This window comes from Saccharopolyspora rosea (assembly GCF_025643595.1).
GTDB lineage: Bacteria > Actinomycetota > Actinomycetes > Mycobacteriales > Pseudonocardiaceae > Saccharopolyspora > Saccharopolyspora rosea.
This window is the reverse complement of sequence record NZ_CP102826.1, coordinates 1,423,897-1,448,828: the sequence shown is the minus strand read 5'-3', so window position 1 is coordinate 1,448,828 and position 24,932 is coordinate 1,423,897. Positions and strand designations below refer to the sequence as shown.

Here is a 24,932-nt window from a genome sequence, read left to right as displayed (position 1 = left end):
CTTGTCAGAACTTGGCCGTCCAAGTATCAACATTCCACCTACTGGCCGCGAAGACGTCGCCACGGTTCGTATCCGGCGATCCGTTCGGGGGATGTGCGGGCCGCCTATCATGTGTGCCATGACCGACGCTCCGAACGCCCCGATCGGCCCCACGACCGTGCAGCAGGACGCCCAAGCCGCCGCGTTGGCCGCGCTCATGCCGTTGGGCGGGGGCGTGCTGATCGCGCTCGGTTATGCCTGGTTGGGCGCGTTCGGCGCGATCCTGGGGGTGGCCGGAGTCGTCTGGTGGGCGGTCTGGTGGCGCGGCAAGCACGGCCGGTTCTTCCCGAAGGACCTGCGCGGCGGCTCGGTCGGCCGGCTCGCCGTGTTCGTCTGCGTGATCACGGTGATGCTGTTCATCGCGCTGTGAGTCAGCGCAGCAGGTCGTCCGGCAGCGTCGGCAGGTCCCAGGCGGGGTCGGGCGCGGCGTCGCAGTAGGTGCCGTCGAACGGGAAGCGGCCCGCCTCGGCGAGTTCGACCATCCGCTCCCCCTCGGCGCGCAGCCTCGCGGCGTGCGCCTCGGTGAACCGGCCCGCCTCGATCGCGGGCTCCACCTCGTCCTCGTCCTTCCACGCCCACTTGCCGTCGGGGAAGACCTCCAAGTCGAGCACGCCATCGACACGACGCACGCCGGAGGCGTCGCGGCCCTGCGGGATCTCCAGGTTGACGTACCAGTTGCGGAAGTCGCCGAGCGGATCGAAGAACCACCACACCGACGCCCAGCGGTCCTCGTACACCAGCCGCAACGTGGAGGTCCCCCGCCACACCGAGCGGGCCGGGACGCGCGGCCCGCTGAAGCGCTCGTGCAACGGCATTTCGCGCGGGCCCCGCCCGTCCGGGGACGTCGTGACCCGGATCGGGGTTCCCGCGAGCACCCAGCACAGCAGCCGCCGACCGTCGTCGGACAGCACGCGCGCCGGGTGCACCGTGCCCAGCGATCCGTCGAGCCGCCAGAAGTTGTAGAGGACCTGCTGCCCGTTTTCCCACTTCTCGGGCGCCAGTGCGCGCGTGCTCGTGTCGAACATGACCGCCTCAGCTCCAGCGACGGGACACCAGGCCCATCGCGACGGGACCGATGATGACCACCGCAAGGGTCGCAAGCATCGCGGGGACCGGCAGGCTCATCGCGAGCACCACGGACAACCCCATGCCCAGGCACGCCATGCGCGTCGGCCAGGTCCGGTCCTCGGACAGCAGAACGCGGGCCCCGGCGTTGGCGAACGCGTAGTGGACGAGCATGCAGCAGGCGGCGAACGCCATCGCCGACGTCGGCTCCACCAGCGAGGACACCACCACCGCCGCGACGCCCGCGCACACGTCCAGCACGTACGGCGTCCCGTGGCGTCCCTTCCGGGCCAGGCCCTTCGGGAGGTCCCCGTCGTCCGCCACGGCCAGCGCCGTCGACCGCTGCGCCTCCAGGACGCCCAGCAGGACCGGCAGCAACGCGACCGCCGCACCCGCGCTGACGAGCGGCGCGATGCCGGAGGCCGCAGCGGCACCCAGGACGTCCAGGATCGGCGTCGGCGACAGCGCGAGGCGCGCCACGCCGAGCTGGTGCACCAGCGCCGCGGTGACCACCACGAGCGCGACGCAGACCCCCGCGATCCCGGTCATCGCGCCGCGCCGGACCGCCGTCCAGGCGACGCGGTCGTGCTCGTCGGCGGGTGCGGTGAGCCGTTCGAAACCGAGGAAGGCGAAGAACAACACCCCGGCCCCGCCGGTGGTCCCCACCGCGCTCTCCGCGACCGTCCTGCCGCTCGGGGCGGCGGGGACCGGTTCGATCGCGAAGCAGACGGCCACCACCAGGGCGAGCACCGCGAGGGTCACCGCCAGCCACAGCCAGGCCGCGCCACCGCGGATCCGCAGCCCGGCGGTCGACGCCAGCACGACCAGCAGGATCGCGACCGCCGCCGCGCGGGACGGGGCGCCGGGGGCGACGAACCCGCCGAGCACTCCGGCGACCGCGGCCAGCGCACCGACGTGACCGGCCAGGTGCGCGGACGCCGCGATGCGGGCGGGCACGAGACCCATCCGGGAGCGCACGCACGCGTGGACGGCACCCCCGCCCCGGTAGCTCGTCGACTGGTGCGCGGTGGAACTCGCCGCGCAGGCCGCGGTCAGGGCGCCGAGCAGCAGACCGAGTGGCCACCACGGCCCGGCGGCCGCGGCCGCCAGCGCCGGACCTGCGAAGACGCCGGCGCCGAGCATGCCACCGAGCGCCAGCGGGACCGCCCCGGTCCCGGCCGAGAGCCGTCGGGGCGAGTCAACCTTCCCGGTCACGCCGACCACCCTTGCAGAGGACGTCCGAACTATCAGCCGCCTGTCGGCTGATCCGTGACGCCGGGCGGCCCGCCGTCACGAAGCGTAGTCCCGTCCACCCGGACGTCGGCGCGCCGGGCGGGCCGCCTGGTCGGGCCCGCGCGTGGCCGGGCGTTCTAGAGTGCGGAAAAGAGCATCGCAGTAGCAGGCCGGAGGATGACCACGTGACCACCCCGAAACTCGCCCTCACCGACGCCGCGGCCGCCAAGCTGACCGCGGACGCGATCGTCGTCGGCACCGTCCAGGGCTCGGACGGCGTCGAACTCGCTCCCGGAACCGAGCAGGTCGCCGCCGCGTTCGACGGTGATCTGGCGAAGGTGCTGGCATCGCTGGGCGCCACCGGCAAGGCCGACGAGGTGGTGAAGCTGCCCGCCGGCGGCAAGCTGCGCGCCGACGTCGTGGTCGCCGTCGGCCTGGGCAAGCCGGACGGCGACGGCGCGGTGCCCGCGGAGGCGGTGCGGCGAGCCTCTGGCGCGGTGGCCCGCGCGCTGGCCGGGACCGGTCGCGCCGCCACCACCCTGTCCGCGCTCGACCTGTCCGCGGCCGTGCAGGGAACGGTGCTGGGCTCCTACAAGTTCAGCCAGTACAAGTCGGAGACCGGCGACGCGCCGCTGTCCGAAGTGGAATTCGTGGTGGACGACGCCAAGGACGCGGCGGGCAACCACGCGCTCAAGGGAGCCGGGGCGATCGCCGAGGCGGTCAACACCGCTCGCGACTTCATCAACACCCCGCCCAACGACCTGTTCCCGGCCAGCTTCGCCGAGCGCGCCTCCGAACTCGGCCGCGCCGCGGGCCTGGAGGTCGAGGTCCTCGACGAGGCGGCGCTGCGCAAGCACGGGTACGGCGGGATCCTCGGCGTCGGCGCCGGGTCCTCCCGGCCGCCGCGGTTGGTGCGGCTGCGGCACAAGGGGCCGAAGGCGACGAAGAAGGTCGCGCTGATCGGCAAGGGCATCACCTTCGACACCGGCGGCATCTCGCTCAAGCCCGGCGCCGGCATGGACGAGATGACCTCGGACATGTCCGGGGCGGCGGCCGTGATCGCGACCATGGTGCTGGCGGCCCGGCTGAACTACCCGCTGGAGATCACCGCGACCGTGCCGATGGCCGAGAACATGCCGTCCGGCACCGCCTACCGGCCCGGTGACGTGCTGACCATGTACGGCGGCCGGACCGTCGAGGTGCTCAACACCGATGCCGAGGGCCGGCTGATCCTGGCCGATGCGATCACCCGCGCCTGCGAGGACGAGCCCGACTACCTCGTCGAAACCTCCACGCTCACCGGCGCGCAGGTCGTCGCGCTGGGCAAGCGCACCCCGGGCGTGATGGGCAGCGAGGAGTTCCGCGACCGCGTGGCCCGGCTGTCCCAGGCCACCGGGGAGGGCGGCTGGCCGATGCCGCTGCCCGACGAGCTGCGCGGCGACCTGGACTCCAAGCTCGCCGACCTGGCCAACGTCACCGGGCACCGCTGGGGCGGCATGCTCGTGGCGGGCGTCTTCCTCCGCGAGTTCGTCACCGGCGACGTGCAGTGGGCGCACATCGACATCGCGGGCCCGGCCTACAACAGCAACTCGCCGTGGGGCTACACGCCGAAGGGCGGCACCGGCGTCCCGGTCCGCACCCTGGCGGCCGTGCTCGCCGACATCGCCGACCACGGCTGATTGCTCCGACGCGGTGGCGTGGTTGTGATCTGTCGCTCAAACAGATGACCACGCCACCGCGGCGCGGTGCCAGGATGGGCCGATGACGGATACCGAACCGGCGCGCCACGACTACCGGGTCGACGTGGTGTGGACCGGGAACACCGGGCAGGGCACCACCAGCTACCGCGGCTACGCGCGCACCCACGAGGTGCGGGCCGAGGGCAAGAACGCGATCGACGCCTCGGCGGACCCGGTCTTCCTCGGCGAGGCAGAGCGGTACAACCCGGAGGAGCTGCTCGTCGCGTCGCTGTCGCAGTGCCACATGCTGTGGTTCCTGCACCTCGCGGCCGACAGCGGGGTGGTCGTCACCGGCTACCACGATCAGGCGCGCGGGGTCCTCACCGAGAACCCCGACGGTTCGGGCCAGTTCGAGGAGGTCGTGCTCACCCCGGAGGTCACCGTGGCCGACCGGTCCAGCGTCGAGGTGGCGCAGGCGCTGCACCCCCGGGCCCAGGAGCTGTGCTACGTGGCCCGCTCGGTGACGTTCCCGGTCCGCTGCGAACCGACCGCGCGCGTGGCGAACTGATCAGCCGTCGGTCCCGCGGCGCCGCCGCTCTCGCAGGATCCGCTGGCGCGCCAGGTAGTCGCGCATCCGCTGCGGGTAGCCGACCTTGGCCACCTCGTAGCACGGGATGCCCAGCCGGTGGGCGAGCTTGTGCGCCGCGGCCGGACCGTCGACGCGGCGTCGGGTCCACTCGCCATCGTGGGCGATGAGCACCAGCGTGGTCTCGATGACCGTCGTGCGGGGTTCCAGGTACCCCTCGACACCGCGGTGGCTGGCGGCCCAGTCGATGAGGTGCGCGATGTCCCGCGAGTGGCGGGCCCCGCGTCCGACCGCGGGACGCCGCCGACCGCGCAACCGGTCGAACAGGCCCACGTGCTGCCTCCCTCACCAGGGTGCATCCATCACCCGCTCGTGATGATGCCACCGCGCGGTCGGGGGCCGCCCCGAATTCCCCGAAACGGCCTCACGTGTCCACTGTGATCTCCGACAGAGGGCGGGGCCTATCACACGGCCCACGTCGCATCGACCCATCGGGTGGTGACAAGATGGCTCTCAGGTGCCCTTGACCTTGGGGTCTGAAGGTCTCGCGGCGCCGTCACGAGTCAACGTTGCCTGTCGAGGAGTGCGAAGTGACCGACACGTCCGCCGATCTAGTCGTTCTCGGTGGCGGTTCGGGCGGCTACGCCTGCGCCTTCCGCGCGGCCGAGCTCGGCCTGTCCGTCGTCCTCATCGAAAAGGACAAGCTCGGTGGCACCTGCCTCCACCGCGGGTGCATTCCGACCAAGGCGCTGCTGCACGCCGCGGAGGTCGCCGACTCCGCACGCGACGCCGACCAGTTCGGCGTCAAGACGGCCCTCGAAGGCATCGACATCGACGGCGTCAACAAGTACAAGGACGGCATCGTCGCCGGTCTCTACAAGGGGCTGCAGGGGCTGGCCAAGGCGCACAAGGTGACCCTCGTGGAGGGCGCGGGCACGCTGGTGGACGCCCGCACCGTCGAGGTCGACGGCACCCGGTACACCGGGAAGAACGTCGTGCTGGCCACCGGTTCGTACTCCAAGACGCTGCCCGGCCTGGAGCTGGGCGGCCGGGTCATCGCCAGCGAGCAGGCGCTCAACCTCGACTTCGTCCCGGAGAAGGTCGTCGTGCTCGGCGGCGGTGTGATCGGCGTCGAGTTCGCCAGCGTGTGGCGCTCCTTCGGCGCCGACGTGACCATCGTGGAAGCGCTGCCGCACCTGGTGCCCAACGAGGACGAGTTCGCCTCCAAGCGCCTGGAGCGCGCCTTCCGCAAGCGCGGCATCAAGTTCAAGACCGGGGTCAAGTTCACCGGTGCCACGCAGACCGACTCCGGGGTGTCGGTCAGCCTGGAGAACGGCGAGACCTACGACGCCGACCTGCTGCTGGTCGCCGTCGGCCGCGGGCCGAACACCGCGGGCCACGGCTTCGAGGAAGCCGGGGTGAACATGGAGCGCGGCTTCGTGCGCACCGACGAGCGGCTGCGCACGAACCTGCCCGGCGTCTACGCGGTCGGCGACATCGTGCCGGGCCTGCAGCTGGCGCACCGCGGCTTCCAGCAGGGCATCTTCATCGCCGAGGACATCGCCGGGCTCAACCCGCAGCCGATCGACGAGGCCGGCATCCCGCGCGTCACCTACTGCCACCCCGAGGTCGCCTCGGTGGGCCTGACCGAGGCCGCCGCCAAGGAGCAGTACGGCTCCGTGGAGACCTTCACCTACGACCTGGCCGGCAACGGCAAGAGCCAGATCCTCAAGACTTCGGGCGCGGTGAAGCTGGTCCGCGCCGCCGACGGGCCGGTCGTCGGCCTGCACCTGATCGGTGACCGAGTCGGCGAGCTGATCGGCGAGGCGCAGCTGATCTACAACTGGGAGGCCCTGCCCGAGGACGTGGCCCCGCTGGTGCACGCCCACCCGACCCAGACCGAAGCACTGGGCGAGGCCCACCTCGCCTTGGCCGGCAAGCCGCTGCACGTGCACGGCTGACGTCGGCACGAAGTCAGCCAGCACCCGCCACACACGAGGAGTCAGCAACAGATGGCCTTCTCCGTTCAGATGCCGGCACTCGGCGAGAGCGTCACCGAAGGGACGATCACCCGGTGGCTCAAGCAGGAGGGCGACACCGTCGAGGTCGACGAGCCCCTCCTGGAGGTCTCCACCGACAAGGTCGACACCGAGATCCCCTCGCCCGCGGCCGGTGTCCTCCAGCGCATCATCGCCCAGGAGGACGACACCGTTGAGATCGGCGCCGAGCTCGCCCTGATCGGCGACGCCGGCGAGTCCGCCCCCGCGGCCCCGGCCGAGCAGCCCGCCCCGCAGCAGCAGGAAGAGGCGGCGGCGCCCGCGCCGCAACAGCAGGAAGCCCCGCAGCAGCCCGCCGCACCGGCCCCGTCCGGTGGCGCCGCGCAGGGCACCGACGTCACCATGCCCGCGCTCGGCGAGAGCGTCACCGAGGGCACCGTGACCCGGTGGCTCAAGCAGGTCGGCGACAGCGTCGAGGTCGACGAGCCGCTGCTGGAGGTCTCCACCGACAAGGTCGACACCGAGATCCCCTCCCCGATCGGCGGCACGCTGCTGGAGATCGCCGCCGGTGAGGACGAGACCGTCGAGGTCGGCGCCAAGCTCGCGGTCATCGGCGAGAAGGGTGCCGCCCCGGCTGCTCCGCAGCAGCCCGCTCCGGCGCCGGAACCGCCGAAGGCCGAACCCGCGCCGCAGCAGCAGGCCCCGCAGCAGCCCGCCGCACCGGCCCAGCCGAGCCCGGCCCAGGCCGCTCCGGCTCCCTCCGCCCCGGCGCAGGCCGCTCCGGCCGAGTCCGAGGCCGTCCGGTCGAACGGCACCACGCCGTACGTCACGCCGCTGGTGCGCAAGCTGGCCAACGAGCACGGCATCGACCTGTCCGCGATCCAGGGCAGCGGTGTCGGCGGCCGGATCCGCAAGCAGGACGTGCAGGCAGCCATCGACGCCGCGAAGGCCCCCGCTGCCGCTGCCCCGGCGCAGGCCGCTGCTCCGGCCGCGCAGCAGGCGAGCGCGCCGAGCCTGCCGGAGCCGTCCGAGGAGGCCCAGGCGCTGCGCGGCACCACGCAGAAGATGTCCCGGCTGCGCCAGCTGCTGGCCCGCCGGATGGTCGAGTCGCTGCAGACCGCGGCGCAGCTGACCACGGTGGTCGAGGTCGACGTGACCCGGATCGCCCGGCTGCGGGAGCGGGCCAAGGCCAACTTCGAGGCGTCCGAGGGCGTCAAGCTCAGCTTCCTGCCGTTCTTCGCCAAGGCCGCGGCCGAGGCGCTGAAGCTGCACCCGAAGCTGAACGCCTCCGTGGACGAGGACAACAAGGAAGTCACCTACCACGGGGCCGAGCACCTGTCGATCGCGGTGGACACCGACCGCGGCCTGGTCTCGCCGGTGATCCACGACGCCGGGGACCTCAACCTCGGCGGGCTGGCCCGCAAGATCGCCGACCTGGCGGCGCGGACCCGGAACAACAAGATCAAGCCAGACGAGCTGTCCGGCGGCACGTTCACGATCACCAACACGGGCAGCCGCGGTGCGCTGTTCGACACGCCGATCCTGAACCCGCCGCAGGTGGGCATGCTCGGCACCGGCGCGGTCGTCAAGCGCCCCGTCGTGGTCTCCGACGGCAACGGCGGCGACACCATCGCCATCCGTTCGATGGCGTACCTGGCGCTGTCCTACGACCACCGGCTCGTCGACGGCGCGGACGCCGCCCGCTTCCTGAGCACGCTCAAGCAGCGGTTGGAGGAGGGCGCCTTCGAGGCCGATCTCGGCCTCTGACGCGCAGCACCGGAGAAGGGCCGCTCACCGCCTGGTGAGCGGCCCTTCTCCGTCCTCGCGGGTCCTCGCCGAGTGCGGGACGATCGGTGGCATGCGCGTGGTGGTGGCCGGGGCGTCCGGGCTGATCGGCTCGGCGCTGGTGCCCGCGCTGCGCAACGCCGGGCACGAGGTCGTGCGACTGGTCCGTCGCCTGCCGCTGGCCGCTGACGAACGGGGCTGGGATCCCGCCAGCGGCCAGCTCGACCGGGACGCGCTCGCCGGTGCCGACGCGGTGGTGAACTTGTGCGGCGCGGGCATCGGCGATCGGCGCTGGACCCCGGAGCGCAAGCGCACCCTGGTGCACACGCGGGTGCGCCCGACCTCGGTGCTCGCCGACGCCGCGGCGCGGCACCGCGTGCCGACGCTGGCCAACGCCTCGGCGGTCGGGGTCTACGGGGACACCGGTCCGCAGCCGGTCACCGAAGCCTTCCCGGCCGGCACGGGTTTCCTCGCCGACCTGTGCAGCCGGTGGGAGGCCGCGACCGAACCGGCGGCGCACGCGGGCACGCGCGTGGTCCGGTTGCGGACCGGCCTGGTGCTGACGTCCTCGGGCGGCCTGCTGCCGCGGCTGCGCCCGCTGTTCGCGGCGGCGCTCGGCGCGCGGCTGGGCTCCGGCGACCAGTACATGCCGTGGATTTCGCTGGACGACGAGGTCTCGGCGATCCGCTTCGTGCTGGAGCACCCGCAGATCTCCGGGCCGGTCAACCTCACCGGTCCGGCGCCGGTGACGAACGCGGAGTTCACCCGCGTGCTGGCCGAGGCGCTGGGGCGCCCGGCGCCGTGGATCGTGCCGCGACCGGTGCTGCGCCTGGTGCTCGGCGAGATGGCCGACGAGTTGCTGGCGGGCCAGCGGGCGCTGCCGACGGTGCTGGAGGGCCACGGCTTCACTTTCCAGCACCCGGCGCTGGCAGCCGCCCTGGCGAGCGCCCTGGCGGGGTGAAAGCCCAGGTCCGCGAGGCCGTGACGGGCAGGCGTAGCCTGGCGCCGTGAGTCGTGGCGAAAAATCGTGTCGCGCTTCGTCGGACCCCGTCGACGTGCGCGAGCTGGGAACCATCGATTACCTGTCCGCCTGGGACCTGCAGAAGGAACTGGCCACCGGACGCAGCGCGGGCACCAACCCGGACACCCTGCTGCTGCTGGAGCACCCGTCGGTCTACACCGCGGGCAAGCGCACCGAGCCGGAGGACCGGCCGCAGGACGGGACGCCGGTCATCGACGTCGACCGCGGCGGGAAGATCACCTGGCACGGTCCCGGTCAGCTGGTCGGCTACCCGATCATCCAGCTGACCGATCCGATCGACGTGGTCGACTACGTGCGCCGCCTCGAACAGGCGCTGATCCAGGTCTGCGACCAGTTCGGCCTTCCGGCCGGGCGGGTCAAGGGACGCAGCGGCGTGTGGCTGCCCGCCGACGACTCCCGACCGGAGCGCAAGATCGCCGCGATCGGCATCCGCGTCCAGCGCGGCGTCACGATGCACGGGCTGGAGCTCAACTGCAACGCCGACCTCGCCGAGTTCGACCGGATCGTGCCGTGCGGCATCCGGGACGCGGGCACCACCTCGCTGTCGGCGGAGACCGGTCGCGACGTGCCGGTGTCGGAAGCCCTGCAGCTGGTCCGCGAGGCGGTGCCGGCCGCGCTCGACGGCGACATCCCGGTGACCGAGCGCTTCATCCCCCGCAACCAGCCGACCGCCGCGGGCGTGACCCTGTCCCTGGACCCGAGCCTGCGCTGACGGGTCCGGGTGGTCAGCTGCCGGGTCGGGAATCCGCGCGAGCACCGCGAATTCCCGACCCGGTCCGTTGTGGACGCCGGGCCCCGGCGGACCTCACAGCTGCGGCGCCACCTCGGCGGCGACCAGTTCGAGGTGGTCCAGATCGGACAGGTCGAGCACCTGCAGGTAGAGCCGGGTGATGCCGGTGCGCTCCCGCCAGGTGCCGATCTTGTCGGCCACCTCGGCGGGCGTGCCGCACAGACCGTTCAGCCGCAGCTCGTCGACCTCGCGGCCGATGGCCTCGGCCCGGCGGGCGATCTCCGCGTCGTCCTTGCCGACGCACAGCACCAGGGCCGCCGACCGCACGACCTCGCCCGGATCCCGGCCGATCTCGCGGCACGCCTCGGCGACCCGCTCGTACTGGGCGGCGGCGGTGTCGAGGTCGACGAACGGCAGGTTGAACTCGTCGGCGAACCGCGCGGCCAGTCGCGGCGTGCGCTTCTTGCCGGTGCCGCCGATCAGCACCGGCGGGCGGGGGCGCTGCACCGGCTTGGGCAGCGCGGGCGAGTCGGCCAGCTGGTAGTACTCGCCGTCGAACGCGAACGCCTCGCCGACCGGGGTGCCCCACAGCCCGGTGATGATCTCCAGCTGCTCGGCGTAGCGGTCGAACCGCTCCTTCAGCGACGGGAACGGGATCCCGTAGGCGGTGTGCTCCTCGGCGTACCAACCGGTGCCGAGCCCGAGCTCGACGCGACCGCCGGACATCTGGTCGACCTGGGCGACCGCGATGGCCAGCGGCCCGGGCAGCCGGAACGTCCCGGCGGTCATCAGCGTGCCCAGCCGCAGCCCGCTGGTCTCGCGCGCCAGACCGGCGAGCGTGACCCACGCGTCGGTCGGTCCCGGCTCACCCGTGACCGGCCCCATCTTCAGGTAGTGGTCGGAGCGGAAGAAGGCGTCGTAGCCGGCGTTCTCCGCGGTCTTGGCGACCCGCAGGAGGTCGTCGTAGGTCGCGCCCTGCTGCGGCTCGGTGAAGATCCTGAGCTTGAAGTTCTCGTCCACGGCCCCCGAGGCTAGTCGGGCCCGGAATCCGGCGTCGTGCCGCCGGTTCGTCAGCAGCAGGCCGGTTTCTCGCCCTTGCGGAGCCCGTTCATGACGCGCTCGACGCACTCGCCGACCTCGGCCCGCGACTGCTGCGGATCGGCGGAACCCGCGATGGCGGTGGCTCCCGCCGACAGGGCCCCGAACACGACCCGCGCGAGCGCGTCGATCGGGAGGGGCTCGATCTCGTCCGCCTCGACCAGGCCAGCGACCGCTTCGCGGACCACGCCGAAGGTGTAGCCCTCCTCGGCCTCGCGCCACCGCTCCCAGCCCATCACGGCAGGCCCCTCCTGGACCACGATGCGCTGGTAGGACGGCTCCAGGCAGACCTCCAGGAACGCCTGCAGAGCGGCGCGCGTGGTCTCCCACGGACTGCCCGGGCCCGACACCACACCGGCCAGCCGGGCGACGACGTTGGTCTCCACGGCGTCGAAGGCCGCCTCGAACAACGCCTGCTTGCCGCCGAAGTGGTGGTAGAGCGCGCCCTTGGTGACCCGGGCCCGCCGGGCGATCTCGTCCAGCGACGTACCCGCGTACCCGTGCTCGGTGAACAGGGCCACGGCGGAGTCCACCAGGGCCTGCCTGGTGCTCTCCGAGTACTCCACGCGTCGGGGTCGGGCTGTCGCCATGTTCACAACCCTATGACATACCGCCGGTACGGACTCGTGGTACCGTCGGTCGTGGACATACTCCCGGTATGCCGCACACCCAGGGTACGACCGTTCTGCCCGGAGACGACGCCATGAGTTGGAACGACTTCCACCAGCGGCAACACGCGATCCAGTCCGTCCTCGACGCCGCCCGCCGGGACCCGTCCGGCGCTCCGGCCACCACGCCACCGCCCTTCACCGATCGCACCGAACTGCTGCGCGCCCTGCACTACAAGTGGACGCAGCTGCTCACCGGGCGCATCGGCATCGCGCTGGTCGAGACCGAGGACTCCCCGCTCGACGACCGCGTCCAGGCCGTGACCACCGCGTGGCGGCGCACCGCGGCCGAGAACCCCGTGCTGCGCGCCGTGCTCGATCACCACGACACCGACCCCGACCTGCGGGAATGCCGCGAGCGCGAGCACCGGCTGCTCGCGTTGGCCGCCGGACTGGCCGAACCGGGCGAGTCCGACGCCGACCGCGTCGGCGCCGCCTTCGTCCGGTTGCTGCGGGCCACGCCGGACGCCTCCGGACCGGCGCCCGCCGCCTGTCAGGTCAACCGGCTCCGCAGGCTGATCCCGAGCTTCTGATCCGCTCGCGGGCGCCCGCACCCCACCGCCACCGGCCAGGGGCCCGAATCCGTGCGGTCATCGAGTCCGCGCGGGCTCCGCGCGGACTCGGCCGACCAGGTTCGGCGGTGGTGGGGTGCGCGCGAGTTCGGCGTCCAGCGCGCGTCTCGCCCGCACCGACGCGAGCAGCCCGCGCACCTCGGAGCGCACCTCCGCGCCACCGGCCACGACGCGCTCGACCGGCCACGGCAGCGCGCGGCCGAGCCGGAGCAGGACGACCGCCGGCAACAGCACGACCAGCACGGCGAGCTCGACCGCCGCTCCGGTGCACAGGAGCGCGAACAGCAGCAGGAACGGGATCGCGATGAGGAACGAGACCGGATCGTCGCCGAGCCCGTCCGGGATCCGGTCCAACGCGGCCAGGAACGACAACCGGCGCTGCCACGGGAACCACCGCCGCCGCCCGTAGGGGTAGTACGAGCGCATCGTGGCCCACCACCGCGCTTCGTCGATCCGCACCGGGCGGAACTCGGCCTGCTCGGCGTGCAGCAGCCGTTCCGCGCCATCGATCGACTCGCGGGTGCTCAGGTGCTCGCGCAGACCGCGCCGCAACCGCCGCGCGGCCCGGTACCCGTGGACGCGGACCGCGCCGACCCGCCGGCCGTGCGCGCGCACGTCCACCCACCACGAACCGAGCCCCGACGCCCGGGCGATCAGCACGAGCGGCAGCAGGACCAGCACGACCAGCAGCTCCGCCCAACAGCCCAGCAGCACCGCGGCGAACAGCGGCAGCCACAGCAGGCGCATCGCGACCGACAGCGGTCCTTCGACCAGTCGGGGAAACCTGCGCGTGGCCACGGCGAGGCGCACCCGGCGGCACCACGGCGCCCAGCGGAGGCGAACGATCCACGATCTCGTCGACACGGCGCAGCAGTATGCCCGCGCGCCCTTCCCCGCTGGGCCTACTCCGAGTAGGTTTCCGCCATGGCCAGGTGGACCACAGCCGACATCCCCGACCAGACCGGACGAACCGTGCTGATCACCGGCGCGAACTCCGGGCTCGGACTGCACAGCGCCACGGCCCTCGCCCAGCGCGGCGCCCGGGTGCTGCTCGCCTGCCGGGACGCCGAGCGGGGCCGCTCGGCGCTCCGCGAGGTCGCCGCCTCCGCCGCGACGTCTCCCGAACTCGTCGAACTGGACCTCGCCGATCTCGCCTCGGTGCACCGGGCCGCCGCCGAGGTCCGCGACCGCACCGGTGACGCGCTCGACGTCCTGATGAACAACGCGGGCGTCATGGCGACCCCGCGGCGCCGCACCCGGGACGGCTTCGAGCTGCAGCTGGGCACCAACCACCTCGGGCACGCCGCGCTGACCTGGTTGCTCATGCCCGCGTTGCGCAACCGGCCGGGTGCCCGCGTCGTCACCGTCTCCAGCCTCGCCCACCGCGGCGGCGGCCTGGACGTCGACGACCTGAACTTCACCGCCCGCCGGTACGACCCGGTGCGCGCCTACGCCCAGTCGAAGCTGGCGAACCTGCTGTTCAGCCAGGAACTGCACCGCGCCGCCCGACGCGCCGGCCTGGACCTGGTCAGCGCCGCCGCCCATCCCGGCATGAGCGACACGGAGCTGACCACCAACTCCGCCCGCCTCCGGCGCGTGCCCGCCGCGGTGCACTCCCTGCTGGGCCTCGCTTCGCGGCTGGTCCTGCAACCGGCGTCGCAGGGCGCCCTGCCGCAGCTCTACGCCGCGACCGCCCCGAACGTGCGCGGGGGCGACTACTTCGGACCCAGCGGGCTCGGCGAGAGCCGCGGCCACCCGGCCCGCGCCCGGATGCGCCGCGCCGCGCTCGACGAGCGGACCGCGCGTCGGCTCTGGGCCGCGACCGCCGAGCTGACCGGCGTGCAACCGGACCCGGAGTGAGGCGGATCGCGCCGCTGGACGGCTTGCCGCGGGGCGTAGCCTGTGGAGCGTGAGTGTCGCGCCGGAGGGGCGGAAGCTGTTGCGGCTGGAAGTCCGCAACAGCCAGACGCCGATCGAGAAGAAGCCGTCGTGGATCAAGACCCGCGCGCGGATGGGCCCGGAGTACAAGGAGCTCAAGGGCCTGGTCCGCCGCGAGGGCCTGCACACCGTCTGCGAGGAGGCGGGCTGCCCCAACATCTTCGAATGCTGGGAGGACCGGGAGGCCACCTTCCTCATCGGCGGTGACCAGTGCACCCGGCGCTGCGACTTCTGCCAGATCGACACCGGCAAGCCCGCCGAGCTCGACGTCGAGGAGCCGCGCCGCGTGGCCGAGTCGGTGCAGGCGATGGGCCTGCGCTACTCCACGGTCACCGGTGTCGCCCGGGACGACCTGGACGACGGCGGCGCCTGGCTGTACGCCGAGACGGTCCGGCAGATCCACGCGCTCAACCCGGGCACCGGGGTGGAGCTGCTCATCCCCGACTTCAACGCCGACCCGGACCAGCTCGCCGAGGTGTTCGGCTCCCGTCCGGAGGTGCTGGCGCACAACGTCGAGACCGTTCCGCGGTTGTTCAAGCGGATCCGCCCGGCGTTCCGCTACGAGCGGTCGCTGGAGGTGCTCACCCGGGCCCGCGAGGACGGGCTGGTGACCAAGTCGAACCTCATCCTGGGCATGGGCGAGGAGCCCGAGGAGGTCCGCCCCGCGCTGCAGGAACTCCACGACGCGGGCTGCGACATCATCACCATCACGCAGTACCTGCGGCCCAGCCCGCGCCACCTGCCGGTGCACCGGTGGGTCAAGCCGGAGGAGTTCGTCGAGCACACCAAGGCCGCCGAGGAGATCGGTTTCCCCGGCGTCATGGCCGGACCGCTGGTGCGCTCCAGCTACCGCGCGGGACGGCTGTTCGCCAAGGCCACGGTCCACCGCGGCATGCCCCTGCCGGAGAACCTGAAGCACCTGGCCGAGGCGGGTTCCGCCGCCCAGGAAGCCTCCAGCCTCCTGACCCGCTGAGCCCGCCGGAGGCGGGGCGCGAGCGGCCGTCCTCACATCTCGGTCACGGGCTGCGGACCGCGCCTGCACCCGTGCCGAGCACAGCCGTATCCTGAAAACCATGGCCAAGCAGGACAAGGCCGCCAAGAAAGCGGCGGCCAAGGAACGGCGCGGGGCGGCGCTGGCCCGCGTCAAGCAGATCTTCGAGGCGTTCAAGATGCAGCGCCGGGAGGACAAGCTCCTCCTGCCGCTGATGCTCGGGGCGTTCGTCGGCGTGGCCGTCGTGGTGTTCCTGCTCGGCATGATCTGGGGCCTGCAGTGGATGTTCCTGCCCGTGGGCCTGGCGCTGGGCGTGCTCGCCGCCGTCATCATCTTCGGCCGCCGCGTGCAGGCGACGGTGTTCAGCAAGGCGGAGGGGCAACCGGGTGCTGCCGGCTGGGCGCTGGACAACCTCCGGGGCCGGTGGGTGGTCAGCCAGGCGGTCGCCGGGACCAGCCAGCTCGACGCCGTGCACCGGGTGATCGGCCGTCCGGGCGTCGTGCTCGTCGGGGAAGGCGCACCGCACCGCGTGAAGTCGCTCATGGCGCAGGAGAAGAAGCGGGTCGCCCGGGTCGTCGGCGAAACCCCGATCTACGAGATCTTCGTCGGCAACGGCGACGACGAGAAGCAGATCCCGCTGCGGAAGCTGCAGACGCACATCATGAAGCTGCCTCGCAACATCGGGCCGAACCAGATCGACTCGCTGGAGAACCGGCTCGCCGCGCTGGCCAGCCGAGGGGGCAACGCCATGCCGAAGGGGCCGCTGCCGCAGGGCGCCAAGATGCGCAACGTGCAGCGGGCGGCGCGCCGCGCCAAGTGAGGGACCGCACGTCGGACGGGCCCGGGACGCGTCCCGGGCCCGTCGTCGTGTCAGCGGCGCAGCACGATCGTGCCGGACATCCGGTCGTGCCAGGACCGGCCGTCGAAGTTCCACACCACGGCCGGGATGATCAGGAACGTCAGGACGCAGCGCAGGGCCGCGCGCAGCGGACCGACCATCGCGGCGCCGTCCACCCGGGCCACCCAGATGCGCAACGCGGCCATGCCCGGGGTCGCGCCGAAGAAGCTCACCGGGACCACGGTGATCACGAACCAGGTGAGCACGCTCCAGTCGCCCGGGAGCTTCGGCACGGTGAACGCACCGGTGATGAGCGTCGCCAGGACCAGGTCGATCAGGAAGGCCGCGAAGCGCTTGCCCAGCGGCGCCGCCGAGCCGGGACCGTCCTGCGGCAGGCCCATGCGCTCGCCCCGCCAGCGCGGCCGGTCCTCGTCGGCCCTCTCCCGCGCGTCGTGCAACGCTGCTCTCGGGCCGTCCAGCCACGAGCCGATGACTTTACGCACGTCACCCAGGGTACGTCCCGGTCCCCATGCACCACCGGCGGCCGCCGCGCAAGCCCGGCCACCCGATCAGACGTGCGTTAACACCCGCGAAACACATGGGTGACGACCGGGCAACACCGGTGTCATACCGTCGTTCGCGAGCCGGCGGGCGGTGGTTTTCGGCGTGACGTCGGTGAGCTGTACGAGTGCGTGAAGGAGCCACCGAGGTTGTTCAAGAATCCTGACGAGGTCCTGCGCTTCATCTCCGACGAGGACGTGAAGTTCGTCGATGTCCGGTTCTGCGACCTGCCGGGCGTCATGCAGCACTTCACGGTACCCGCCGCCGCGTTCGAAGCGGACACCTTCACCGAGGGCCTGGCGTTCGACGGTTCCTCGGTGCGCGGCTTCCAGTCCATCCACGAGTCGGACATGCTGCTGCTGCCCGACCCCTACACCGCTCGGGTGGACCCGTTCCGCGCGGAGAAGACGCTGATCCTGAACTTCTTCGTGCACGACCCGTTCACCCTGGAGCCCTACAGCCGCGACCCGCGCAACATCGCGCGCAAGGCCGAGCAGTACCTGGCCGAGTCCGGCATCGCGGACACCGCGTTCTTCGGCGCCGAGGCCGAGTTCTACATCTTCGACTCGGTGAAGTTCGGCGAGGCCGCGAACAAGACCTTCGCCGAGGTCGACTCGGTCGAGGGCTGGTGGAACACCGGCCGCGACGAGGAGGGCGGCAACCGCGGCTACAAGACCCGCATGAAGGGCGGCTACTTCCCGGTCAGCCCGTACGACCACTTCGCCGACCTGCGCGACCAGATGACCCAGCAGCTGATCGCGTCCGGTTTCACCGTCGAGCGCGCCCACCACGAGGTCGGCACCGGCGGCCAGGCGGAGATCAACTACAAGTTCAACACCATGCTGCACGCCGCCGACGACCTGCAGCTGTTCAAGTACATCATCAAGAACACCGCCTGGCAGCAGGGCAAGACGGTCACCTTCATGCCGAAGCCGCTGTTCGGCGACAACGGCTCGGGCATGCACTGCCACCAGTCGCTGTGGAAGGACGGCTCCCCGCTGTTCTACGACGAGTCCGGCTACGCCGGTCTGTCGGACACCGCCCGCTACTACATCGGCGGCATCCTGCACCACGCGCCGAGCCTGCTGGCGTTCACCAACCCGACGGTGAACTCCTACCACCGCCTGGTGCCGGGCTTCGAGGCGCCGGTGAACCTGGTGTACTCGCAGCGCAACCGCTCGGCCTGCATGCGCATCCCGATCACCGGCTCGAACCCGAAGGCCAAGCGCGTCGAGTTCCGCTGCCCGGACCCGTCCGGCAACCCGTACCTGGCGTTCGCCGCGATGCTGATGGCCGGCATGGACGGCATCAAGAACAAGATCGAGCCGGCCGAGCCGATCGACAAGGACCTCTACGAGCTGCCGCCCGAGGAGGCCAGGAACGTCCCGCAGGTGCCGGACAGCCTGGCCAAGGTCATCGACAACCTGGAGACCGACCACGAGTTCCTGCTCGAAGGCGGCGTGTTCACCCCGGACCTGATCGAGACCTGGATCCGGCTCAAGCGGGAGGACGAGATCGACCCGATCCGCCTGCGGCCGCACCCGCACGAGTACGCGCTGTACTTCGACGTCTGATCGGCTTGCCGTCGGCGAAGGGGCGGGTGGTCCACTGTGGACCACCCGCCCCTTCGCCGATCAGATGCCGCGCCACGGAGGCGGCGTCGTGCCGGTCACGCCGGGCCGGAACCGCAGCAGCGCCCCGGCGTACGGGTCGGTGAGCATGGACTGCTCGTCGTAGCCGAAGCACGCCGACGTCACGTACATCTCCTCCAACCGCGCACCGCCGAACGCCAGGCTGGTGACCCGCCGCGTCGGCGCCCACAGCACGGTTTCCAGCTCACCGCCGGGCGCGTAGCGGTGGATGCGACCGGTCCACTGCATCGCGACCCACACGCAGCCGTCGGCGTCCACCGCGATGCCCTCCGGACTGCCTTCCGACTCCCCGACCAGCACCCACTGCCTGCCCGCCACGGCCCTGGCCCGGTCCGGGTCGTAGTCGTAGACCCGGATCACCCGGGCATCCACCGCGTACATCCGGCCGCCGTCCGGGCTCCACGCGATGCCGCGGGTCGCCGTGAAGCCGCGCGCGAGCAGCCGAGCCCGGTTGCCGTCGAGCACGTAGAACGCGCTGCCCTGCGGTTCGTCCACGTGGGTGGTGGTACCCGCGACGAACCGCCCGGCAGGATCGCACGTCCCGCCGCTCATCCGGTCGCCGTTGTGCACCTGCACCACCGGTTCCAGCGCGGCACGTCCGAGGTGCACGCGAGCGAAGCCGTGTTCAGTGGCGGCGATCAGCTGCCCGTTCCGGCTCGCACCGAGCGCGGTCACCGCCGCGGGCAGCACGTCGACCTCGTCGGCCCCGGAGTCCCGGTGGTAGGTGTGCAGTTCCCGCCGCAGCAGGTCCACCCAGTACACGCAGTTGAGGGCGGGCATCCACAGCGGGCTCGAACCGTGCAGCGCCTGTCTGTTGACGAGCAGCTCGAATTCGTCGGACATCGGCGGCCCCCATCCGCGACAACACGCCCTGGCCGCGACAGGTTACTGCCGAGCACGACGGGCGGACACCGCCGAGCGGGTTGGCGTCCGGACTGTCCACAGTGGAAACTCACGGCGGTTGCACCGTCCGGACCAGCACCATCTCCCCCGGCTCGCCCAGGCGGGCTCAGTGCCTGTCTTTGAACTTGCTCCCGGAAGGGGTGTGGCAAGCGGCGCCAGCCGCTTTCTCTTTCGGTGAGTACGCAAGCAACCGGCACCGCCGCGGGTTCTCAGCGGCCGTCTCGCGAGGACAGCCCCTCCGCCGTGTATCGGACATACATCAGGAGGGGCTTCCGCAGTCGAGACGGCTGCTGAGGTTCCGCCACCGGCACCGCCACCCAAAACGAGTTCAGAGACAGGCTCTCAGCTTGAGTTTTAACCTCTACCGCTGGTAGCAGGGGCCCGGTTGATCATGAAAGCAGCCCTTGGTTGATCATTCCTCTTGCCACAGACAGAAGATCAACCCAAGGGCTGCGATGGTCAGTGTGCATGATCCCGATCGCGAAGCTGCGCTCGGGGAGTTGGTCAGGTTCCGCCAGGAGTTCTATGCGTGTCTGACCGCGCGGGCGGATGCGTTGTTCGAGCTGGCCGAGGCGGTGTTGTGCACCGATGGCCCGGTGCGGTCGTTGGTGGGGTTGTCGCTGGCGCCGGAGCACCGGCGCGGGCACGGCGCGTTGTATGACGCGATGAACTGCGGCCGGATCGACATCGAGCGGTTGCGGACGACACTGGCGGGTCTGCCGCTGCCCCGAGCGGCCGACGGGCGGCTGGTGCTGGCGGTGGATGTGTCCCCCTGGGTGCGGCCCGATGCCAATACCTCCCCGGACCGCTCGTTCTGTCACACCTACGGTCGCGGCAGAGACCAGCATCTGATGATCCCCGGCTGGCCGTACTCGATCGTCGCCGCGCTGGAGGCCGGCCGCACGTCGTGGACCGCGCTGCTGGACGCCATCCGGCTGCAGCCGGGCTGCGATGTCGCGGCGGTGACCACGGTGCAGATCCGCCAGGTCGTCGAGCGGCTCATCGCAGCCGGCCACTGGCAGCCCGGCGATCCGGAGATTCTGGTGGTGCTGGATGCGGGGTATGACGCCCCGCGCGTCGCCCACCTGCTGGGTGGGCTGCCGGTGCAGATTCTCGGCCGGATGCGTTCAGACCGCGTCCTGCGCAGGCCCGCTCCGGCCCGAATGCCCGGCGCGCGCGGTCGGCCTGCCCGACACGGCGGCGAATTCATCTTCCGTGACCCGGCTTCCTGGGGCGACGAACACGTCATCACCCGCACCCCCACCCGGCTCTACGGCACCGCCACCGCACAAGCCTGGAACCGACTCCATCCCCGCCTGACCAGCCGCGCCGCCTGGACCGGACACCAGGGTCCACTGCCGATCATCGAAGGCACCCTCATCAGGCTCACCGTCGATCGCCTTCCCAGTGGCGGCCAAGCCAAACCGGTGTGGCTGTGGTGCTCCGCAATCGACCTGGACGCCGCCGACATCGATCGCTGCTGGCAGGCATTCCTGCGCCGCTTCGACATCGAACACACCTTCCGCCTGTTCAAACAGACCCTCGGCTGGACCGTCCCGAAACTGCGGGACCCCGAAGCCGCCGACCGCTGGACTTGGCTGATCATCACCGCCCACACCCAGCTTCGCCTCGCCCGGCCACTGACCGCCGACCTGCGGCGCCCCTGGGAGAAACCAGCCCCACCCGAGCGGCTCACGCCCGCCCGCATCCGGCGGGGTTTTCGGAACCTGCGCACGAAGACCCCCTCGCCAGCGGGCGCACCGAAACCCACCCGGCCCGGCCCGGGACGACCACCCGGCTCAACAAACCGCCGCCGCGCCCCACGCCATAACGTCGGACGCATCCTCACCACCGGCGAGGCCTACCAACGCCCCACCCACCACAACAAGGGCACCAAACCCAGACGACAAGGTTAAAAACCAAGCTCAGCGCGCCGGGAGCCGCCGGGACAAGCACACCCGGGTGTGCCCGGCTCCGTCGTAGTTGCTGTGCACGGGAATTCCGCCGACTTCGCCGTCTCCCGCGACGAATTCGAAGCCCATCGCGCGGTGGAACCGGATCGACCCGGTGTTGGCCGGCGAGGTGACGCAGTGGACGCGGTTGCGCCCGGCGCGCGCGGCGATGTCGAAGAACGCCTCGTACAACCGCCGTGCCAGACCGCTGCGCCGACGCCGCGGGTCCACGCCCGCGAAGTGGATGTAGGCGACGTCCGGCCGATCGTGGGAGAGGAAACCGACCAGGAACCCCGCCAGGCCGGTGTCGCCGTCCACCACGAAACTGGTGCCGGCGAAGTGCTGCAGGAACAGCCTGGGCACCAGCAACGCCAGTTCCCGGGCTTGCTCCGGGCTCCGCGAGTCCGTCCACCACCGCCCGATCGCGTCCACGATCGCGGGGTGGTCGCTTTCCCTCGCCTGCCGGATCCGGTCAGCTGTCATAGCCGCACCCTAGACCGCAGAACGCGATCAGGACTCGTAGAAAACCCGCTCCACCACGGACCGCGCGTGCCGGGTGACCCGCAGGTAGTCGTCGACGACCTCGCCCGCGTCGACGCCCGCCGGATAGCCCAGCGCCGCCGCGACCGCGCTCAGCTCGCGCAACTGCTTGGGCAACTGGTCGCCGGGCTTGCCGCGCACCAGCATGACCGCGTTGCGGACGCGCATCGCCAGCGTCCACGCCTCGACGAGTTCGTCGGCGTCGCCGGCGTCGAGCAGCCCGGCGCGGACCGCCGCGCGCAGCCCGTCCACGGTCGACGGAGTGCGCAGCTGCGGATGTTCGTGCCCGTGGCGCAGTTGCAGCAGCTGCAGGGTCCATTCGACGTCGGCCAGCCCACCCCGGCCGAGTTTGGTGTGGGTGGCCGGATCGGCGCCGCGCGGCAACCGCTCGGAGTCGACCCGCGCCTTGATCCGCCGGATCTCCCGCACCTTCGCGTCGTCCAGGCCGCCTTCGGGGTAGCGGATCGGGTCGACCGCGCGGCAGAACCGCTCACCGAGGTCGCGGTCGCCTGCCACGGCACGAGCCCGCAACAGCGCCTGCGACTCCCACGCCTCGCTCCACCGGCGGTAGTAGGCGAGGTAGGAGTCGAGGGTGCGGACCAGTGCTCCCTGCCTGCCTTCCGGCCGCAGGTCGATGTCGACTTCCAACGGCGGATCCTGGCTCGGCGCTCCCAGCAGGCGCCGCACCTGCTCGACGACCGTGGTCGCGAACCGGATCGCCGCGGATTCCTCGGCGCCTTCGACGGGTTCGCACACGAACATGACGTCGGCGTCGGAACCGTAGCCCAGTTCGGCACCGCCGAGCCGCCCCATGCCGATGACGGCGATGCGCGCCGGCACGTCTTCGCCCGAACGGCGGGCGACGTCGCGCACCGACACGTCCAGCGCGGATTCCAGCACGGCGGCCCAGATGCTCGACAGCGCCCGGAACACGTCGGTCGGCTGCATCAGCCCCAGCAGGTCACCGCAGGCGATGCGCAGGATTTCGTGCCGCCGCAGCGAACGCGCCGCCGACACGGCGCGCTGCGGCTCGGTGTACCGGGAGACGGCGCTGCGCAGTGACGTCGCCGCCTCGTCCGGGTCGCGTTCGGCGAGGGCCCGGGTGTCCGACAGCAGCCGCAGCACCTCCGGTGCCCGGATGAGCAGTTCCGGCACGAGCTTGGAGGTACCGAGCAGCTGCGCGAGCCGCTCGGCCACCACGCCCTCGTCCCGGAGCAGCCGCAGGTACCACGGGGTTTCGGCCAGCGCTTCGGAAACCTTCCGATAGGCGAGCAGGCCACCGTCCGGATCGGGTGTCCTGGCCAGCAGGTCCAGCAGCATCGGCAGCAGGGTGCCCTGGATGCTCGCGCGCCGCGAGACTCCCGATGTCAGGGCCTCGATGTGCCGCAACGCACCCTGCGGGGAGAGGTAGCCGAGCGCGGCCAGCCGTTCCGACGCCGCCGACGTGGTCAACCGGAGCGCCTCGGTGGGGACCTTGGCCACCGCTTCCAGCAACGGGCGGTAGAACAGCTTCTCGTGCAGACGCCGAACCCGGTTGGCGTGCCGCCGGAACTCGGCGACGAGCGCCTGCCCGGCGGTGTTGCGGCCCGACGAACGCAGGCCGACCGACCGGGCCAGCACGTGCAACGCATCGCTGTCGTCGAACGCCGGGAACAGGTGTGTGCGCCGCAATCTGCGCAGCTGGAGCCGGTGTTCCACGGTTCGCAGGAACCGGTACGAGTCGACCAGGTCCGCGGCGTCGGTCCGCGCCACGTACCCGCCTTCCCCCAACGCTCGCAATGCGTCCAATGTGGATGGTGAGCGCAGCGATTCGTCGCTGCGGCCGTGCACCATCTGCAGCAGCTGCACCGCGAATTCGACGTCGCGCAGCCCACCTCGCCCCAGCTTGAGCTCCCGCTCCGAGAGGTCGACGGGCACGTGGTTCTCGACCCTCCGGCGCATCGACCGCACGTCGGCGACGAAGTCCTCGCGCTCCGCCGCGGTCCACACCAGCGGTTGCACGGCGTGCAGGTAGCGTTCCCCGAGCTCGGCGTCCCCGGCCACCGGACGGGCTTTCAGCAACGCCTGGAACTCCCAGGTCCGCGCCCACCTGCGGTAGTAGCTGAGGTGCCCGTCGAGGGTCCGCACGAGCGCCCCCTGCTTGCCCTCCGGTCGCAGCGCGGCGTCGACCTCGAAGAACGACTCCCCCGCGGTCCGCATCATCAGGCTCGCCAGCCTGGTCGCGTTCTGGATGTCGGCCTCGCTGTCGGCGACGAAGACGACGTCGACGTCGCTGACGTAGTTGAGCTCGTGCCCGCCGCACTTCCCCATGGCGATCACCGACAGCCGCGGCAGTTCGTCCACACCGGACGATTTCAGTTCGGCCACGGCCACGGCCAACGCCGCGCGCAGAGCGGCGACCGCCACGTCCGACAGGACGGCGGCGGTGTCCTCGCATTCCACCGCAGGCATCGACGGTTCCACGATCCCGGCCATGTCGCGCCCGGCGATGTCGAGCAGCACACCGCGGTATGCGGCGCGCAGCGCGCTCACCGCCTCGGCACCGCGCACCGCGGCGACCGGACCGTCCGCGGTGCCGGCTTCCCCGCTGCCCCCTTCGGCGTGCACCGCACGCAGCAGTTCGTCGGTGAAATCGTCGAGCGTGCCCGGCACGTCATCGCCGGAGCGCAGCCGACGCCAGTGCTCCGGATGCGCGACGAGATGATCGGCGAAGGTCGTGGACGTCCCGAGCACGCCGAACAACCGCCCCCGCAGACCGACGTCCTCGGCAAGGCCCCGGGCGATCTCCGCCCACTCCGCTTCCGCTGCTTCCCGCAACCGGTCGACGGAGTGCAACGCCAGGTCCGGGTCGGGGCACCGGGACAACGCCACCACGATCGCCTCGGAATCGGCCGGACCGGTTTCGGACCACCAACCTGCTCGTCTCAGCTGTTCCTCGGCACGCGTGACATCGCTGAACCCGTAGCGCGCGGGAGAAGGAGCCGAACCCGATCGAGACGAGCTGCTGTTGGCCATGTCAGAACGGTAGTCCTGTCCACCAACCGGGTTCGAACCCACCACCAC

The 24,932-nt window shown here is 71.7% G+C and carries 23 protein-coding genes; 13 read left to right on the top strand and 10 right to left on the bottom strand.

The window, feature by feature from the left end:
• Window positions 1-118 precede the first annotated feature (118 nt).
• Window positions 119-409 (top strand): hypothetical protein, encoded by a 291-nt coding sequence (locus NV263_RS07125; protein WP_263251766.1) that lies wholly within the window; start codon window positions 119-121, stop codon window positions 407-409.
• Window position 410: 1 nt separating this feature from the next.
• On the opposite strand, the gene NV263_RS07120 is transcribed toward NV263_RS07125, so the two are convergent.
• Window positions 411-1,064 carry a DUF402 domain-containing protein gene (locus NV263_RS07120; RefSeq protein WP_263251765.1) on the bottom strand — a complete coding sequence of 218 codons (654 nt, stop codon included), beginning with the start codon at window positions 1,062-1,064 and terminating at the stop codon, window positions 411-413.
• Between the two features lie 7 nt (window positions 1,065-1,071).
• Window positions 1,072-2,319 carry an APC family permease gene (locus NV263_RS07115; protein ID WP_263251764.1) on the bottom strand — a complete coding sequence of 416 codons (1,248 nt, stop codon included), beginning with the start codon at window positions 2,317-2,319 and terminating at the stop codon, window positions 1,072-1,074.
• A gap of 203 nt (window positions 2,320-2,522) precedes the next feature.
• Here NV263_RS07115 and NV263_RS07110 point away from each other — a divergent pair, with 203 nt between their 5' ends.
• Complete coding sequence (locus NV263_RS07110) at window positions 2,523-4,016, top strand: leucyl aminopeptidase (RefSeq protein ID WP_263251763.1); 1,494 nt, start codon at window positions 2,523-2,525, stop codon at window positions 4,014-4,016.
• Window positions 4,017-4,098: 82 nt separating this feature from the next.
• Window positions 4,099-4,584, top strand: coding sequence for an OsmC family protein (locus NV263_RS07105; RefSeq protein WP_263251762.1), 486 nt, complete (start codon window positions 4,099-4,101; stop codon window positions 4,582-4,584).
• Here NV263_RS07105 and NV263_RS07100 read toward each other — a convergent pair whose 3' ends face one another.
• A complete protein-coding gene (locus tag NV263_RS07100; RefSeq protein ID WP_263251761.1) occupies window positions 4,585-4,935 on the bottom strand; it encodes an oxidoreductase in 351 nt (116 codons plus the stop codon). It abuts the gene before it with no gap.
• A gap of 257 nt (window positions 4,936-5,192) precedes the next feature.
• On the opposite strand from NV263_RS07100, the gene lpdA reads away from it, so the two are divergent.
• From lpdA to lipB, 4 genes are all read left to right on the top strand, one after another.
• Window positions 5,193-6,563 carry a dihydrolipoyl dehydrogenase gene (gene lpdA / locus NV263_RS07095; protein ID WP_263251760.1) on the top strand — a complete coding sequence of 457 codons (1,371 nt, stop codon included), beginning with the start codon at window positions 5,193-5,195 and terminating at the stop codon, window positions 6,561-6,563.
• Between the two features lie 51 nt (window positions 6,564-6,614).
• Entirely contained in the window at window positions 6,615-8,366 is a 1,752-nt protein-coding gene (gene sucB, locus NV263_RS07090; protein WP_263251759.1) for a 2-oxoglutarate dehydrogenase, E2 component, dihydrolipoamide succinyltransferase, read from the top strand.
• Between the two features lie 91 nt (window positions 8,367-8,457).
• The gene (locus NV263_RS07085; RefSeq protein ID WP_263251758.1) at window positions 8,458-9,345 is read left to right on the top strand and encodes a TIGR01777 family oxidoreductase; all 888 of its coding nucleotides are present in this window, start codon (window positions 8,458-8,460) and stop codon (window positions 9,343-9,345) included.
• A gap of 46 nt (window positions 9,346-9,391) precedes the next feature.
• Window positions 9,392-10,138 (top strand): lipoyl(octanoyl) transferase LipB, encoded by a 747-nt coding sequence (gene lipB / locus NV263_RS07080; RefSeq protein ID WP_263251757.1) that lies wholly within the window; start codon window positions 9,392-9,394, stop codon window positions 10,136-10,138.
• A 93-nt stretch (window positions 10,139-10,231) separates the two neighbouring features.
• Here the strand turns inward: lipB and NV263_RS07075 are convergent, their stop codons facing one another.
• Both NV263_RS07075 and NV263_RS07070 read right to left on the bottom strand, forming a co-directional pair.
• Window positions 10,232-11,176 (bottom strand): LLM class F420-dependent oxidoreductase, encoded by a 945-nt coding sequence (locus tag NV263_RS07075; protein ID WP_263251756.1) that lies wholly within the window; start codon window positions 11,174-11,176, stop codon window positions 10,232-10,234.
• 50 nt (window positions 11,177-11,226) lie between these two features.
• Window positions 11,227-11,844 carry a TetR/AcrR family transcriptional regulator gene (locus tag NV263_RS07070; RefSeq protein ID WP_263251755.1) on the bottom strand — a complete coding sequence of 206 codons (618 nt, stop codon included), beginning with the start codon at window positions 11,842-11,844 and terminating at the stop codon, window positions 11,227-11,229.
• Window positions 11,845-11,957: 113 nt separating this feature from the next.
• Between NV263_RS07070 and NV263_RS07065 the strand changes: the two genes are divergently transcribed.
• Complete coding sequence (locus tag NV263_RS07065) at window positions 11,958-12,455, top strand: hypothetical protein (RefSeq protein WP_263251754.1); 498 nt, start codon at window positions 11,958-11,960, stop codon at window positions 12,453-12,455.
• 57 nt (window positions 12,456-12,512) lie between these two features.
• Here the strand turns inward: NV263_RS07065 and NV263_RS07060 are convergent, their stop codons facing one another.
• Entirely contained in the window at window positions 12,513-13,358 is an 846-nt protein-coding gene (locus NV263_RS07060) for a hypothetical protein (protein WP_263251753.1), read from the bottom strand.
• 60 nt (window positions 13,359-13,418) lie between these two features.
• On the opposite strand from NV263_RS07060, the gene NV263_RS07055 reads away from it, so the two are divergent.
• From NV263_RS07055 to NV263_RS07045, 3 genes are all read left to right on the top strand, one after another.
• Window positions 13,419-14,354, top strand: coding sequence for an oxidoreductase (locus NV263_RS07055; protein WP_263251752.1), 936 nt, complete (start codon window positions 13,419-13,421; stop codon window positions 14,352-14,354).
• Window positions 14,355-14,403: 49 nt separating this feature from the next.
• Window positions 14,404-15,405 (top strand): lipoyl synthase, encoded by a 1,002-nt coding sequence (lipA, locus tag NV263_RS07050; protein ID WP_263251751.1) that lies wholly within the window; start codon window positions 14,404-14,406, stop codon window positions 15,403-15,405.
• Between the two features lie 100 nt (window positions 15,406-15,505).
• Window positions 15,506-16,243, top strand: coding sequence for a DUF4191 domain-containing protein (locus NV263_RS07045; protein ID WP_263251750.1), 738 nt, complete (start codon window positions 15,506-15,508; stop codon window positions 16,241-16,243).
• A 50-nt stretch (window positions 16,244-16,293) separates the two neighbouring features.
• Here NV263_RS07045 and NV263_RS07040 read toward each other — a convergent pair whose 3' ends face one another.
• The gene (locus NV263_RS07040; RefSeq protein ID WP_263251749.1) at window positions 16,294-16,764 is read right to left on the bottom strand and encodes an RDD family protein; all 471 of its coding nucleotides are present in this window, start codon (window positions 16,762-16,764) and stop codon (window positions 16,294-16,296) included.
• A 207-nt stretch (window positions 16,765-16,971) separates the two neighbouring features.
• On the opposite strand from NV263_RS07040, the gene glnA reads away from it, so the two are divergent.
• A complete protein-coding gene (glnA, locus tag NV263_RS07035) occupies window positions 16,972-18,396 on the top strand; it encodes a type I glutamate--ammonia ligase (protein ID WP_263251748.1) in 1,425 nt (474 codons plus the stop codon).
• Window positions 18,397-18,456: 60 nt separating this feature from the next.
• On the opposite strand, the gene NV263_RS07030 is transcribed toward glnA, so the two are convergent.
• Entirely contained in the window at window positions 18,457-19,317 is an 861-nt protein-coding gene (locus tag NV263_RS07030; RefSeq protein ID WP_263251747.1) for an SMP-30/gluconolactonase/LRE family protein, read from the bottom strand.
• 524 nt (window positions 19,318-19,841) lie between these two features.
• Between NV263_RS07030 and NV263_RS07025 the strand changes: the two genes are divergently transcribed.
• Window positions 19,842-21,293, top strand: a complete 1,452-nt coding sequence (locus tag NV263_RS07025; RefSeq protein ID WP_263251746.1) for an NF041680 family putative transposase — start codon at window positions 19,842-19,844, stop codon at window positions 21,291-21,293.
• Window positions 21,294-21,302: 9 nt separating this feature from the next.
• Here the strand turns inward: NV263_RS07025 and NV263_RS07020 are convergent, their stop codons facing one another.
• Both NV263_RS07020 and NV263_RS07015 read right to left on the bottom strand, forming a co-directional pair.
• Complete coding sequence (locus NV263_RS07020; RefSeq protein ID WP_263251745.1) at window positions 21,303-21,812, bottom strand: GNAT family N-acetyltransferase; 510 nt, start codon at window positions 21,810-21,812, stop codon at window positions 21,303-21,305.
• Between the two features lie 27 nt (window positions 21,813-21,839).
• Window positions 21,840-24,884: a bifunctional [glutamine synthetase] adenylyltransferase/[glutamine synthetase]-adenylyl-L-tyrosine phosphorylase gene (locus NV263_RS07015; RefSeq protein WP_263251744.1), complete on the bottom strand. Its 3,045-nt coding sequence runs from the start codon at window positions 24,882-24,884 to the stop codon at window positions 21,840-21,842.
• Between the last annotated feature and the right edge of the window lie 48 nt (window positions 24,885-24,932).